Source organism: Chloroflexus islandicus (assembly GCF_001650695.1).
GTDB classification, from domain to species: Bacteria; Chloroflexota; Chloroflexia; order Chloroflexales; family Chloroflexaceae; genus Chloroflexus; species Chloroflexus islandicus.
Genome location: NZ_LWQS01000071.1, coordinates 133,609 through 148,055 on the forward strand (window position 1 = coordinate 133,609; position 14,447 = coordinate 148,055).

11 protein-coding genes and 1 tRNA gene are annotated in these 14,447 nt (G+C 60.2%); 8 read left to right on the forward strand and 4 right to left on the reverse strand.

The window, feature by feature from the left end:
- Positions 1-115: 115 nt before the first annotated feature.
- Together A6A03_RS14490 and A6A03_RS14495 are read left to right on the forward strand one after the other, a co-directional pair.
- Positions 116-2,653, forward strand: a complete 2,538-nt coding sequence (locus tag A6A03_RS14490; RefSeq protein WP_066789724.1) for an FtsX-like permease family protein — start codon at positions 116-118, stop codon at positions 2,651-2,653.
- 362 nt (positions 2,654-3,015) lie between these two features.
- Entirely contained in the window at positions 3,016-3,282 is a 267-nt protein-coding gene (locus A6A03_RS14495; RefSeq protein ID WP_066789726.1) for an acyl-CoA-binding protein, read from the forward strand.
- Positions 3,283-3,376: 94 nt separating this feature from the next.
- Here A6A03_RS14495 and A6A03_RS14500 read toward each other — a convergent pair whose 3' ends face one another.
- The gene (locus A6A03_RS14500; protein ID WP_066789728.1) at positions 3,377-3,661 is read right to left on the reverse strand and encodes an RNA recognition motif domain-containing protein; all 285 of its coding nucleotides are present in this window, start codon (positions 3,659-3,661) and stop codon (positions 3,377-3,379) included.
- Between the two features lie 349 nt (positions 3,662-4,010).
- Here A6A03_RS14500 and A6A03_RS14505 point away from each other — a divergent pair, with 349 nt between their 5' ends.
- Positions 4,011-5,276, forward strand: coding sequence for an MFS transporter (locus tag A6A03_RS14505; protein WP_066789732.1), 1,266 nt, complete (start codon positions 4,011-4,013; stop codon positions 5,274-5,276).
- 1,466 nt (positions 5,277-6,742) lie between these two features.
- On the opposite strand, the gene A6A03_RS14510 is transcribed toward A6A03_RS14505, so the two are convergent.
- The gene (locus tag A6A03_RS14510) at positions 6,743-7,288 is read right to left on the reverse strand and encodes a DUF7226 domain-containing protein (RefSeq protein WP_066789734.1); all 546 of its coding nucleotides are present in this window, start codon (positions 7,286-7,288) and stop codon (positions 6,743-6,745) included.
- Between the two features lie 182 nt (positions 7,289-7,470).
- On the opposite strand from A6A03_RS14510, the gene A6A03_RS14515 reads away from it, so the two are divergent.
- The gene (locus tag A6A03_RS14515; protein ID WP_066789736.1) at positions 7,471-8,562 is read left to right on the forward strand and encodes an NAD(P)-binding domain-containing protein; all 1,092 of its coding nucleotides are present in this window, start codon (positions 7,471-7,473) and stop codon (positions 8,560-8,562) included.
- A gap of 85 nt (positions 8,563-8,647) precedes the next feature.
- Positions 8,648-8,723: transfer RNA gene (locus A6A03_RS14520), tRNA-Arg, on the forward strand.
- 14 nt (positions 8,724-8,737) lie between these two features.
- On the opposite strand, the gene A6A03_RS14525 is transcribed toward A6A03_RS14520, so the two are convergent.
- Positions 8,738-9,481, reverse strand: coding sequence for a potassium channel family protein (locus A6A03_RS14525; RefSeq protein WP_066789738.1), 744 nt, complete (start codon positions 9,479-9,481; stop codon positions 8,738-8,740).
- A 147-nt stretch (positions 9,482-9,628) separates the two neighbouring features.
- Between A6A03_RS14525 and pepF the strand changes: the two genes are divergently transcribed.
- Complete coding sequence (gene pepF, locus A6A03_RS14530) at positions 9,629-11,437, forward strand: oligoendopeptidase F (protein ID WP_066789739.1); 1,809 nt, start codon at positions 9,629-9,631, stop codon at positions 11,435-11,437.
- A 62-nt stretch (positions 11,438-11,499) separates the two neighbouring features.
- The gene (locus A6A03_RS14535) at positions 11,500-12,258 is read left to right on the forward strand and encodes an expansin EXLX1 family cellulose-binding protein (protein ID WP_082908979.1); all 759 of its coding nucleotides are present in this window, start codon (positions 11,500-11,502) and stop codon (positions 12,256-12,258) included.
- 17 nt (positions 12,259-12,275) lie between these two features.
- Here A6A03_RS14535 and A6A03_RS14540 read toward each other — a convergent pair whose 3' ends face one another.
- Positions 12,276-13,880, reverse strand: a complete 1,605-nt coding sequence (locus A6A03_RS14540) for a helicase HerA domain-containing protein (protein WP_066789740.1) — start codon at positions 13,878-13,880, stop codon at positions 12,276-12,278.
- 158 nt (positions 13,881-14,038) lie between these two features.
- On the opposite strand from A6A03_RS14540, the gene A6A03_RS14545 reads away from it, so the two are divergent.
- Entirely contained in the window at positions 14,039-14,392 is a 354-nt protein-coding gene (locus A6A03_RS14545) for a response regulator (protein WP_066789744.1), read from the forward strand.
- Positions 14,393-14,447 lie beyond the last annotated feature (55 nt).

Consider the following 14,447-nt stretch of genomic DNA (forward strand, 5'->3'; position numbering starts at 1 on the left):
CGCTGTAGGCTAACCACCCACGACTATTTTCAGCGTGAAAAAGTGCGCAAATAATGGCAGAATGATAGAAGGGGGTCAGATCTGATGCAGCGTTTCACAACCGTAACGAGGTCGTATGCTTTTCCGTAGTTCAATCCGCTGGATTGTGCGCCATCCGTGGCAGATGTTGCTCTGTATTTTGGGAGTGGCATTAGGGGTGGCAGTCGTAGTGGCGATTGATCTGGCCAATGCCAGCGCGCGCCGCGCGTTCCAACTGGCCGGCGATACCGTGGCCGGGCAATCAACCCATCAGATCATTGGCGGCCCATCCGGCCTGCCCGAAACGGTCTACCCCGAACTCCGGCGGCGTTTTCCAGCCTTGGCCGCAGCGCCGATTGTCGAGGGGTACGTACTTGCCCCCTCGCTCGGCCCCGGTGTTTACCAGCTTTTTGGGATTGATCCGTTTGCCGAAGCGCCCTTCCGGCCCTATCTGGCCGGTGGCGGCGCTGTCGATGTGGCGGCGTTATTGGTTGAACCGGGAGCGGCGCTGCTGGCGCGCGCTAATGCTGAACGGGCCGGTGTGCAGCTCGGTGATGCGTTACCGATCCAGATCGGCCCGCGCGCCGCTACCGTGCAGGTGGTGGGAGTGCTGGAACCGGCGGATGATCTCAGCCGGCGCGCGCTGGCCGGGATGATTGCAGTTGATATCGCCAGCGCGCAAGAGTTGCTGGATAGTGTCGGACGGTTAAGCCGGATCGACCTGATCGTGCCGGAGTCGTTTGATCTGGCGGCGCTGGCGCCGCTGTTACCTCCCGGCGCGACGGTGCAACCGGTGGCGGCTCGCGCCGGCGCGTTGCAGCAGATGACGGCTGCTTTCGAGCTGAACCTGACTGCGCTCAGTCTCTTGGCGCTGATTGTTGGCATGTTCCTCATCTATAACACGATGACGTTCAGCGTTGTGCAGCGGCGCACTCTGTGGGGGACGCTGCGCTGCGTCGGGGTGAGTCGCGGCCAATTAGCCGGTTTGGTCTTGGTCGAAGCGTTGCTGATCAGCATATTGGGTGTGGCCGGCGGGTTGGCCTTGGGTGTGGTGTTGGGGCGCGGCTTGGTCGGCTTGGTGACGCAGACGATCAACGATCTCTATTTTGTGGTCACGGTGCGCGATCTGAGCATTGAGCCGGCGGTGTTGTTGAAAGGCGCAGTGCTGGGGGTGGCCGCGACTCTGCTGGCGGCGCTGGCCCCGGCGCTGGAAGCGATGTATACCCCGCCACGCACCGTCTTGCGCCGTTCGAGCATCGAAGAGCGGGTGCGGCGGGCAACGCCGCGCTTGGCTGGTGCTGGCGTTGGCTTGCTTGCGATCGGCGGTGTGCTGCTGGCAATCCCGGCGCCTGCCGGCGCTGCCGGTCTCTATGTCGCCTTCGGCGGTTTGTTTGCGGTGGTGATTGGTTCGGCCTTGCTCACCCCGCTGGCGCTGGTGGCGCTGATGTCGCTGTTGCGTCCGGCGTTGGGCCGGGTGTTGGGGTTGCTGGGCCGGATGGCGGCGCGCGATGTGGTAGCGAGCCTCTCACGCACCGCGGTGGCCGTCGCTGCCTTGATGGTTGCGGTGTCGGTAACGATTGGCGTTGGCATTATGATCGGCAGCTTCCGCCAAACGGTGATCAATTGGCTTGAGCAAAGCCTTGTCGCTGATATCTACCTCTCGCCGCCAAGCAATGTCGCTAACCGGATCGACACGACGCTTGATCCGGCCTTGCCAGCAGCCTTGGCAGCGCTGCCGGGAGTTGAGTCGATCACAACCTTTCGTAGTGTCCAGATCGATTTGCCCACCGGGCCAACAACGTTGGTGGCAGTGGATGGCGCGACGGAACAGGGCCGGCGCGCGTTGCGCTTCCAACAGGGTGGTGACGCGGCGACGTGGGCCGGGTGGGAAAACGGCGCAGTGTTGATCTCAGAGCCGCTCGCCTTCCGCACCGGGTTGGGGCTGGGTGATACCTTAACGGTGCGTACTGATCGCGGCTTGCGCGACCTGCCGATCGCCGGCGTCTATTACGATTATGCCTCTGATCGAGGTGTGGTGCGGATCAACGCCGCTGCCTATCGCGCCTTGTGGGACGATCCGGCGATTTCGTCGCTGGCGATCTATGTTCGCGATGGCTACGATGTTGACACGGTGATCGAACAGGTGCGGGCCACGAGCGCCGCCTACGGGATGGTGCTGGTCAATTCGAGCCGGGCCTTGCGCGAAGGGACATTGGCAGTCTTCGATCGCACCTTTGCCATCACCTCGGTGCTGCAATTACTGGCGACGATTGTCGCCTTTATCGGCATCTTGAGCGCCTTGATGGCATTGCAACTCGAACGCACCCGTGAATTAGGCGTCTTGCGCGCCAACGGCTTAACACCCGGCCAACTGTGGGGCGCAGTGCTGGGCCAAACCGGTCTAATGGGGTTGGCGTCCGGGTTGCTGGCCGCGCCGTTGGGGCTGGCGCTGGCGCTCGTGTTGACGTATGTCATCAATAAGCGATCGTTTGGCTGGACGCTGGAACTCGCCGTTGATCCGGCGCTGTTTGGGCAAGCGTTAGCAGTTGCGATCGGGGCAGCCTTGCTGGCCGGCATGTGGCCGGCCCTGCGCATGAGCCGGATCAGTCCGGCAGTGGCGTTGCGTGATGAGTAGCGTATTGCGCCTCGTTATGGCGTGCGGCAGTCACCCTGCCGCGCGCTATGTTCCAGCGCAGAGGGATGCAACCGAGGAGTTATTATGCCTATGGAGTGCGGCAGTCCCACTGCCGCACGCTATGTTCCAGCGCAGCGAGATGCAACCGAGGAGGGCATGATGCCTATGGCGTGCGGCAGTCTCACTGCTGCACGCTATGTTCCAGCGCAGAGGGATGCAACCGAGGAGTTATTATGCCTATGGAGTGCGGCAGTTTGACTGCCGCACTCCATGTTTCAAGAGCAGACCCCTTCGACCATTGGTATAGATATGGTGAATATGGTACGATACTGCTATCATCCGCGTCGAGTGAGGAGTTGAATATGAGCGATCTGCGAGCAGCTTTTGAACGAGCAGCGAAAGAGGTGCAGGAGTTGCCGCGCCGTCCCGATAACGAGACATTATTGCAATTGTATGCGCTCTACAAGCAGGCAACGGTTGGCGATGTGCAAGGATCGCGGCCCGGCGTGCTGGATATGACCGGGAGGCTCAAGTATGATGCGTGGGCTAAACTCAAAGGTCTCTCGGCCACCGATGCGATGAATCGCTACATTGAATTGGTTGAGCGGCTCAAGCAAACGATCAAGTAGCCAACCATCCGCAAGCAAACAATAAACCGGTGAACGCCATTGTTCACCGGTCTTGTGTTGTTGCCAGCGCCTTGAGCGACGTGGCGTTTACCGTCTAGTAGCGGCGGCCAAAATTGCCCCGCGGCGCGCTGCGCGGCTTGTCTTCAGCCTCATTCACGCGCAGATTGCGCCCGCCAACCTCAAGGCCGTCGGTCGCCCGGATGACGGCGGCGACGTTATTGGTCTCGATCTCAACAAACCCGAAGCCGCGCGAGCGACCGGTATCGCGGTCGTTAATCACACGCGCGCTCTGCACCTCGCCGTGCGGCTCGAAGATCGCACCCAGCTCAGCATCACCGACACTCCACGGCAAATTCCCGACGAACAGTTTCACTAACATTGCACACACTCCACAGAGACTTGGTTTGGCAGACACGTTCGTGGCATACCAAAAACCGGCTATCACAGACCTCTCGTACAGCCGCCGCCGATAGATGTATCGGGCGTTCGCTCCGGCGATCGACAACGTTCCTGCTTCGAGCGATGAAGCACTGCCGATCGACCTAAAGCTTGAGAGTTCTCTGATGCCGGTCTCGCAGCACACGACGTTGATTGACTTTTCTACTATACCACACTTTTGCAGAATTGCAAGAGGACAGTTTCGATCAGTCGCAGGAACGATCCATGTTCGCCGAAACAAGGCTACGATGCATGGTGTTGAAGCGCAAGAATAGACAGCAGGATAAGCTATGACCACGGCGTCAGAAGCGGTGCTGGCCCGCTATGCCCGGCGTAATTTCTGGTTGAATGTGCTCGATGGCAGCGCCTTCACCTTTGGGATCAGCCTTGTGTCGCGGTTTACCGTCTTGCCGCTGATTGTCGAGCGGTTGACCGATGCGCGCTGGGTGCAGGGCTTGATCCCGGCGATCTTTTTTGCCGGCTGGTTATTGCCGGGATTGTTTACCGCGCCGTTGGTAGCAGCGCAGCCGCGGCGCAAGCCGTGGGTGCTGCTGGCGACGATCGGTGAGCGCCTGCCCTTTTTGGCGATGGGCATTATTCTGCTCACGTTGCCCGATTTGCCGGCAAGCGCGTTGCTGGTGATTGTGTTAACGCTGTACGCTATCTTCGCCACCAGCGCCGGTCTCACGTCGATTGCGTGGCAAGATCTAATTGCACGGGTCATTCCGGGCCACCGCTGGGGGGTCTTCTTTGGCTTGCAGGCTGGCTTAGGCGGTCTGCTCGGCATTGGCGGCGGCGCGCTGGCAGCAGCGATCTTGGCCCAGCAACCCTTCCCGCAAAGCGCCGGCATGCTCGCCTTGATTTGCTTTGCGGCGATGGTGGTCTCGTACCTCTTTCTGGCGCTGACGGTCGAACCGGCCCAAGCGCCGGTGCCAGCTCGCCCGTTTCATGTCTTTTTGCGCGGCTTGGGGCCGCTCTTGCGGCGCGATGTCGCGTTCCGGCGCTATCTGTTTTGCCGGATGGCGATTGCGCTCGGCTTGACCGGCCATAGTTTCTTGACGGCGGCTGCGCTTGAGCGGTTTCAGGTGCCGGCGGCTGAGATTGGTCTGTTTACCAGTGTGATGCTAGCTGCGCAGGCAATTGGCAATATTGGTTTGGGAGCGCTGGCCGATCGGTGGGGCCACAAACAGGTGTTGGTGTTGTCGGCGGGGATGGGGATGGCGGCGCTGGTGTTAGCCCTCATTGCCCCGGCAAGCGCGTGGTTTTACCTCGTCTTTGCCTTAGTCGGTGCGTCACAAGCTGGCTACCAACTCTCTGGCTTCACCCTTGTCTTCACCTTTAGCCCGCCAGCCGAACGAACCACCTACATTGGGGTTGCCAATCTGGCCTTGGCCCCAGTAGCGGCGTTAGGGCCGGTGGTGGTAGGGCTTGTCGCAACGGTGACCGGTTATGGCGTGATCTTTGCCCTACTCGCACTGGTAGGCGTGATTGGTATGGGGTTGTTGCATTGGCATGTGGCAGCGCCGGCTCGCGCCGGGCAAGCGCCGGCAGCGTGATAGACTGCCATCTCCTGCCACTCCTTGTCATTGCGAGCGAAGCGCAGCAATCCCCCGCGCGCACGGGAGGATCCGCTCAGGCATGAGTTGTCGCTGAAGCGGGAGATTGCTTCGGTCGGTCGGCCCCAGCGTTGCTGAGGCCATCCCTCCCTCGCAATGACAATCGTCCCCGCCCCTTTGTCATTGCGAGCCGAGCGGAGCGAGGCGCAGCAATCCCCCGCGAGCACGGGAAGTTCGCGCATCACGGGTGAAACCACCATCACCGGCTCAGCAATCCCCCGCGAGCACGGGAAGCGCCCGCTCAGGCATGGGTTGCGCTAAAGCGGGAGATTGCTTCGGTCGCGCGGCACCAGCGTTGCTGAGGCCATCTCTCCCTCGCAATGACAATCGTCCCCGCCCCTTTGTCATTGCGAGCCGAGCGGAGCGAGGCGCAGCAATCCCCCGCGAGCACGGGAAGTTCGCGCATCACGGGTGAAACCACCATCACCGGCTCAGCAATCCCCCGCGCGCACGGGCAGCGCCCGCTCAGGCATGGGTTGCGCTAAAGCGGGGGATTGCTTCGGGCGCTGCGCGCCCTCGCAATGACATTGAGGGGCGGACAGCAAGGCACCCGGCCCTAAAGGGCCGGGCTAGGGGTACGAAGCCCGCTGCGCGGGCTGTTGCCCCCACCCCTTGCCCCTCCCCCGCTGGGGGAGGGGTGATGAGGAGCGCAGCACGGGAAGTTCGCGCATCACGGGTGAAACCACCATCACCGGCTCAGCAATCCCCCGCGAGCACGGGAAGCGCCCGCTCAGGCATGGGTTGTCGCTGAAGCGGGAGATTGCTTCGGTCGCGCGGCACCTCGCTCGGCTAGGTGCTGCCGCTCCCTCGCAATGACATTGAGGGGCGGACAGCAAGGCACCCGGCCCTAAAGGGCCGGGCTAGGGGTACGAAGCCCGCTGCGCGGGCTGTTGCCCCCACCCCTTGCCCCTCCCCCGCTGGGGGAGGGGTGATGAGGAGCGCAGCACGGGACTTTACGCCATTGCACAGCAATCGATAGTTGTACTCGATCAAACGTTCTGTCCGCTCCTCAACACTAGTAGGAGCGGGGCTGGGGGTGAACCGGCGCATCGCCACGCCATTGGAGCGGAACGTAGCAGCTCCCCTCCCCCGCGCTAGCGGGTTGAGGGGCGGACAGACATCCGGTCACACACAACCGTTGATCGCGGTGCAATGCCTCAAAGCGTAGCTCTGCTCCCCTCTCCCGCGCCAGTGGGAGAGGGGCTGGAGGTGAGGGCAAACTAGCGCATCGCAACGCCATTGGAGCGGAACGTAGCAGCGCCCCTCTCCCGCGCCAGTGGGAGCGGGGCTGGGGGTGAGGGTACACCAGCGCATCGCCACGCCATTAGCCACATCTGCGTTCATCGGTTCTGTCTGCCGATCTCGCGCAATGACAAGCGAGGATAGTGTCTTGCACTGCTATCCCCTCACACGCCGCTGGCAAACGACATCGCGTTACGCGGCGGTTGCGGCATTGCGACCGGCAAGGCCGGCCCGCAATAACATAGCCGATCGTCGCGCCAGTCAGCTAACCCGATTTCGGTCAACCATGCTGTAACGGTGGCTGCCCGGCGCAGCGCGGTTGATTCGGCTAAGGGAGCGAGCTGTTGGAGAATGCGCGCCACATCGTGGCGGGTCAGACCTTCGGGGGTGTCACGAAGGGCGGCAATCACTGAGCGGGTAGGCTCGTACCGCAGGAGTTGCCGGCGGAGGGCAGCGCGCTGGTCGGCACGGTTGTAGCGCGTGAACGCAAGCCCGAACTTGGTCAGTTGCGCCGCCTCGGTCTGCTCGCCGATCTCGATCAAGCCAATGATCCGCGCTGCCTGCATGTAGTAGAGGCCTTGACGCTGACCCTTGGCGCCGATGTATTCTCCGATCTCCTCTGCCGTTACTCTCCCGCGCGCAATCGCTTCCGCAACGCGCGCCACGTCCCAAAGCATATCGGCCTGTGGAATGTCCGCTGTGGTCAGCATCGCAGTACCTCCTCTTCCTTGCACGTACCCACTCGTACTCTGTCTTTACCATACCATACTCGAACGTTTGTGTCAATAGGGAAATTCGCGCAAATGTTCACATCTTAACGCGCACGCACGATTGTGCCTTTTGCGGGTATGATACAGGTGGAGTTAGCAATGCACGTTGGAGGTGTTCATTCATGACCGACGATATTCCGCTCACTTCTACGCACGAGGTGGCGATTGTTGGCGCCGGCCCCATTGGGCTCGAATTGGCCGTCTGTCTCAAGCAGGCCGGGGTGGATTACATCCAGTTCGATGCGCGCCAGATTGGGTATACGATGACGTGGTGGCCGCGCAATACCAATTTCTTCAGCACGACCGAGCGGCTGGCAATTGCCGGCGTGCCCATTCCCAATAACCATCAGCAGCGGATCACCGGCGAAGAGTATTTGGCGTATCTGCGCTCGGTGGTTGAGCTGTTCGATCTGCGGGTGCAGAGCTACGAGCCGGTCAGCGCATTACACCGCGAGCGGGAAGGTTTCACGCTCATCACCCAGCCGCTCAGCGGGCCGCGCCGCTATTCCGCGCGCCGGGTGGTGCTGGCGATTGGTGATATGCACTTCCCCCATCGCCTCAATATCCCCGGTGAAGATTTGCCGCACGTCAGTCACTATTTTCGCGATCCCCACGACTATTTCCGCCGCCGGTTGCTGATCGTCGGCGGCAAGAATTCGGCGGTCGAAGCGGCGTTGCGTTGCTGGCGGGCCGGTGCGCAGGTGACGTTGTCGTACCGGCGGGCTCAGCTCGATGCCAATCGCGTGAAGCATTGGCTGTTGCCCGATTTTGCCGCCCAAGTCGAGGCCGGTACGATCCGCTTTCTCCCCCAAACGATGCCAGTCGCGATCGATGCCGGTGGGGTGACGCTGGCTCGCACCGATGCCGATGGCCAGCCTACCACCGAGCAGTTTTACTGCCCGACCGATTTTGTTTTGCTGGCGACCGGTTTTCGCGGCGATCAGAGCCTGCTCGAACAAGCTGGCGTGATTTTACAGGGGCCAAACCGGGTGCCGGTCTACGATCCGGCAACGATGGAGACGAATGTGCCCGGTTTGTATCTGGCCGGTACAGTGGCCGCCGGCATTCAGCAACGCTATACGCTCTTTATCGAGAATTGCCACGAGCACGCCGGCAAAATCACCCAAGCGCTCACCGGGCAGTGGCCGGCGCGGTTGGGTGATGTGGCCGCGCGTACCTATCAGCTCAGTTTCGAGCAGATTGCCGCGAATTAGATGGAGAGGAGAGAAGGTGGCCTGCACGCCTTCCTTCCTCCCTCTTGCCAGAATTGGCGAGGTTGCAGTATAGTAATGGACGCGCGGGGCTGTAGCTCAATGGATAGAGCACCGACCTTCTAAGTCGATGGTTGCGCGTTCGAGTCGCGCCAGCCCCGCCATTGCCTTGTTGTTCTTATTCCCTCGGTTTGGGCGAACCCTCTTCTAAACGTTGGGTGAGTGTCGCTAGCAATTGCTCGATGCGCTCGATCCGTTGGTTGATCTGGGCTAACTCGGCTTGGCTGCGATCGGCTGTATCTTCCTCGACAAAAAATGCGGCAACGTTGGCGGTGAGCAGTCCAAAGAGCGAGATGCCGGCAATCATCAAAACGACGGCCACGCCACGACCCAGTGCTGTGACTGGATAGGTGTCGCCGTAACCGACGGTGGTGATGGTCGTTAAGGCCCACCAAACGGCATCAGCGAACGTAGCGATTGGGCCGCCGGAGCCTTGCTCGGCCACCACCATCAGCGTTGCTCCTACCAACACGAGCGCCAGACTGGTGACGCCAATGAAAGCCGGCATACGCTGGCGCAATACACGGCGCGATTGGCGCCAGAGGCGGGTCACAATGATGGGGAGCCATAAGAGCCGGAGCGGGCGTAAAAATGGCAGGATTATGATCAGAATTTCGATCCATTGCGAACGGATATAGTGGCCTCGCTCTGGCGCTAGATAAAGTTTGATGGCTAATTCAATGCCAAAAACTCCCCAAACTAACCAGAGGAGCCCATCGAGAATGGGGATGAGTTCGCCGTTGACGGCGTTACTCTCAATGGCGAAAAAGATGACGAGGAAGCCCACTGATAATAACAGCATCGGTATTTCAGTGGTACGCTCGAAACGGGCCAGCAGAATGGCGCGTCGTTCAGGTGTCATTGCTTTCTCCAATCGGTGTCGTGATGGCTCTATTGTAGCAATCTTTGAAGGCTGAGCCTTTGTATCGGTGCGATTGGTGCGTGTTTGTGCGGATAAACGGAGTATAATACCTCGCGAACCGCAATTGTACCAAAGGAGACTATTGCAATGCAGACAGTGCGGGAACGCAGCGAGATTCCGGATCAGTATAAGTGGGATCCGTACAGTATCTTTCCTTCTCAGGCAGCATGGGAAGCGGCAATTGATGAGACTGATGCGCTAATTGCCACTGCTGCCCGGTTTCGGGGCCGGCTAGGTGAAGGCCCGCGCGTGATTGCCGATTTTCTCGGTCTGAGCGAGACGATTATGCGCAATGTCGGCCAGATTGCGGTCTTTGCCACCATGTTTTACACGGTTGATACTAACGACCGCGAGGCGAGCGCGATGCGCGATCGGGCAACCGGCTTGCAGGCGCGGGCAAGCGCGGCGCTGGCTTTTGGCGAACCGGAGTTGCTGGCAATTGGCGGCGATCAGTTGTTGGCTTGGGCCGATCAAGATGAACATCTGGCGACCTATCGTCACTACTTCGAGCGCCTGATTGCGCGCGCGCCGCACGTTCGCTCTGCCGAGGTGGAAGAGTTGCTCGGTCAAGTGCGCGATCCCTTTGCTGCTGCGAGTGCGGTGCATGGCGTGTTGGCCAATGCTGAGTTGCGTTTCCCGCTGGCGTATGATAGCAATGGCGAAGCGCACGAGATTACCCAAGGCACGATCAATGCCTTGATTACCCATCCCGACCGCACCCTGCGCAAGAACGCTTGGGAAGGCTATGCCGATGCCCATATTGCGGTCGAAAATACCATGGCCCAGTGTCTGGCCGCCGGTGTCAAGCAGAATGTGTTTATTGCCCGCGCTCGCCGTTACGCTTCGGCGCTGGAAGGTGCGTTGAAGCCGAATGTTATTCCGCTGGAGGTCTTCCATAATCTGATTGCGACCTTCGAGCGCCATTTGCCGGTATGGCATCGCTATTGGCGAGTGCGTCGCACTGCGCTAGGGGTTGATGAGCTGCACGTTTACGATACCAAAGCGCCGCTTGCCACGCCGTTGGTGGTGCCGTATGAGCAGGCAATTGATTGGATTTGCGCAGGCATGGCGCCGTTGGGCAGCGAATACGTGCAGATTATGCGCCGTGGTTTGCGCGAACAGCGCTGGGTTGATGTCTACCCCAATCGCGGCAAGCGGGCCGGCGCGTTTTCAACCGGCGCTCCCGGTACCCATCCGTTTATTATGATGTCGTACAACGACGACATCTTTGGCCTTAGCACGCTCGCTCACGAGCTTGGCCACTCGATGCACTCGTACTATACGCGCCGCACCCAGCCGGTGATTTACGCGAACTACGGCTTGTTCCTCGCTGAGGTGGCTTCTAATTTCAATCAGGCGCTGGTGCGCGATTATCTGTTCAAGACCCTGACTGACCGCAATGCCCAGATCGCTCTGATCGAAGAAGCGATGGCAAATTTCCACCGCTACTTTTTCATCATGCCGACCCTAGCCCGCTTCGAGCTGGCCATCCACCAGCGCGCCGAGCGTGGCCAGCCGCTGACCGCCACCATCTTCAACGAGCTGATGGCCGATCTCTTCGCCGAAGGGTACGGGGCCGAAGTGGTGGTTGATCGCGCGCGGGTCGGCAATACGTGGGCCCAGTTTTCCACCCATCTCTACGCCAATTTCTACGTCTACCAGTACGCGACCGGCATTGCCGGCGCGCATGCGCTCGCCGCACCGATCATTGCCGGCGAGGCCGGCGCTGCCGAACGCTATATCAACGAGTTTCTCAAGGCCGGCGGTTCCCGCTTCCCGCTCGACACCCTGCGCCGGGCCGGAGTTGATCTCGCCTCGCCTGAACCGGTCGAGCGCACGTTTGCCGTGATGGCGTCGTATATTGACCGGCTGGAACAGTTGGTCAACGAGGGCTAACCTGCTGGGTGGCGCACCGTAGTGCGCCATCCGCGGCCATACCTACCCTGCGAGGTCTGGCGATGCACCGCTATCATCTGTGGATGCTGTTGGTTGCCATGCTCTGGCTGGCGTTGGCGCCGGCGACGGCCCAATCGCCGTATCGTGTCTTTGTGCCGCTCGTGACTCGCGCGGCCCAGAACCCGCTCTTCAGCGGCGAGGCGACCTATTACCTCGAAGCCGACGGGAGCGGCGCCTGCCTGTTTGACCCGATCCCCGGCGACCGGATGGTGGCGGCGATTAGTTATCTCAATTACGGCAATGCCGACTATTGTGGCGCCTATGTCGAAGTATTCGGCCCCCAAGGCAGCGTGGTGGTGCGGATCGTCGATCTGTGCCCGGATAATCCCGGTTGCGGGTTGAACCATCTCGATCTGAGTCCAGAGGCATTTGATCGCATTGCGCCACGGTCGTGGGGCCGCGTACCGATCACGTGGCGCGTGATCAGTCCGCCGCTGAGCGGGCCGGTGCAGATTCACCTCAAAGCGGGCAGCAATCCGTGGTGGTTGGCGTTTCAGGTGCGCAATCATCGCAACCCGATCGCCAAGCTTGAATATCGCACTCCCCAAGGCCAGTGGGTGGAATTGGCCCGCACCACGTATAACTACTTCATCCGGCAATGCAATTGCGCCAATGGCGAGCTTGGCCCCTTTACGTTGCGCATCACCGACATCTATGGCAATGCGTTGACCGAAACCGTGCAGTTTAGCACCCTCTCGCGCACGAGCAATTCGCCGGGTGAGTTGGTCAATGCGAGCGGCCAATTCCCCTCCGGGCCATAAGCGGCACGCACGCTTAATTAATCGGGAAACAGTTCATCAACCGCTTGTTGGGCGGTGACCATATCGCTGGCGCGGCGCGTGTGTTGTTCGATAAAGCGGTAGAAGGCCTCGTCGTAGGGACGGGTTTGCACTACCACTGGCATCGGCACTGCATGGCCCAGCACCAGCGCCTGCTGGCGGGTGTCGAGATTGGCCAGCACGGCCCGCAGACGCGCGCTGCCGCCAACGCCGGTAAACACCGCGTCAATGTCCTGTTCATCGCTCAGCAGCGCGGTGATCCGCGTGCCGAGCTGGCTAAGCACTTCGCTGTCGATCGATGAGGGGCGCTGGTCAACGACCAGCAATGTCACGCTGTATTTGCGCATCTCGCGGGCGATCGTGCCAAAGATCGTCTGGCGGGCAAGGCGCGGGTTGAGAAATTTGTGCGCCTCTTCGATCGTGATCATCAGCGGGCGAGGCCGGTCAGCGTCGCTTTTGGTGTGTACATACCGTTCGGTCTGCTCGCGCCAGCGTTGGTGAATCCGGCGGGTAAGCACGTTGGCGACCAGCATATACGCCAGCGGATCGTCGTAGCGGCCAAAACTGAGCACCACGTGCCGACCGGCCATCAGCGCGTTGATCAAATGATCGACCGCTGAGAGGTCGGCTTGCGCGCGCACAAATCCCAGCCGCTTGAGCTGCATGGTCTTGCGCTTGAGCGCATTGAGCGAAGCGAGACTGGCGCTTTTTTCGTCGGCAAAGTTCTTCAGCTCGTCTTGATCCATCTCCCAAAGCTCGGCCAACCATCGGGCGCCGTACTTATCCACCAACAGCTCCGCCGTTTCGGCAGCGGTTGGATTAAGGTTCAGCTCTTCGCTGAGCAAGAGCACATCTTCCGGCTCGATCTGGTCGTAACCGATCACAATCTCGCCGTCGATGCGCGAGCGGTCAAACGCGCCGCCAGCCAGCGCATAGACCAGCACCTTGCTGCCAAAGAGCTGGCGCAACCCTTTCACGAAATTGGTTCCTTCCGAGCGCGCCGACCAGCCGTATTCGTCGTGCATGTCAAAAATGAGGTTTGAGGCGACATCACCCAGAATGACGCCGCACACCAGCAGCCGGGTCAGAAAGCTCTTGCCGGTGCCGCTCTTGCCAAACACCCCGTTCGAGCGTTCGACCAGCCGGTTCAGATCAATACAGACCGGCGCTGACATATCGAGCGGCGTCCCGATCATAAACCGGCTGCCCTCTTCGTGGCCGAATACTTGGGTGAAATCGGCGTCGCTTGCTTCAAATAACGGGGCAAAATGGTGCGGCACCGTCTTGACCGGCAATAGCTCGGCGCTGCCGTCGAGCGGCAACATCAGGCGCAAATCAAGCCGGAGTTCGCCGTAGGTGGTTGTGCCGGTTAGGACGTGGCTGAAGAACTCGTCATCCGGCGGCGGATCGGCCATCACCTTGGGCGTGGTTGTGCCGAGGCGCACGTCCGTCACCATCGAAAAGAAGGTGAACCGTTGGCCCTGCACCACCACAAACTTGCCGACCCGCACATCCTCGACTGATGTGCCGGCATCAAGCCGGATGGTCAATCCCTCTAGCAGCGATCCTCCGGTGACGACGCCGAGGCGCTGTCGTTGTGGCATAGCAACCTCCTCAACAAGCCGGTTCTGGTTGATCCTAGCACATCTTGCCTAATCTTGGCGCCAAAAATGACGAGAGTGTTAGCTGAGAGATGTGGAAATTGGCCCGCCGCATTCGTTTCATGAAGTGATATTTGCTGAACGGATTGAGTGAGACACCTATGCGCATTCTCATCGTAGAAGACGACTCTAATGTGCGCTCGTTCTTGCAAAACGCCATGAAGGCGTTGCGACGCAGCGTGAAAATTGAAACGGCAACAAATGGCGCCGATGGCCTGAAGATGGCGCGCCGGCAAGAGTACGATCTGATAATTACTGATTACCATATGCCAAAACTGACCGGTCTCGACCTGACCTTCACCTTGCGACAGGAGGGGTGCACGATACCGATCGTGGTCGTTTCGGCCGATCCGGATACCGAAACCGATGCAATAGTGGCTGGTTCTTCACTGTTTCTGCACAAGCCGGTTTCGCTCGAAAATCTCCGCTATATGCTTGATATGTTTGGATTATGAGGCTGCGTTTGTGGGGCGCTGCTATGCGTCTACCATACTAAAGCGCTAGTTCGCA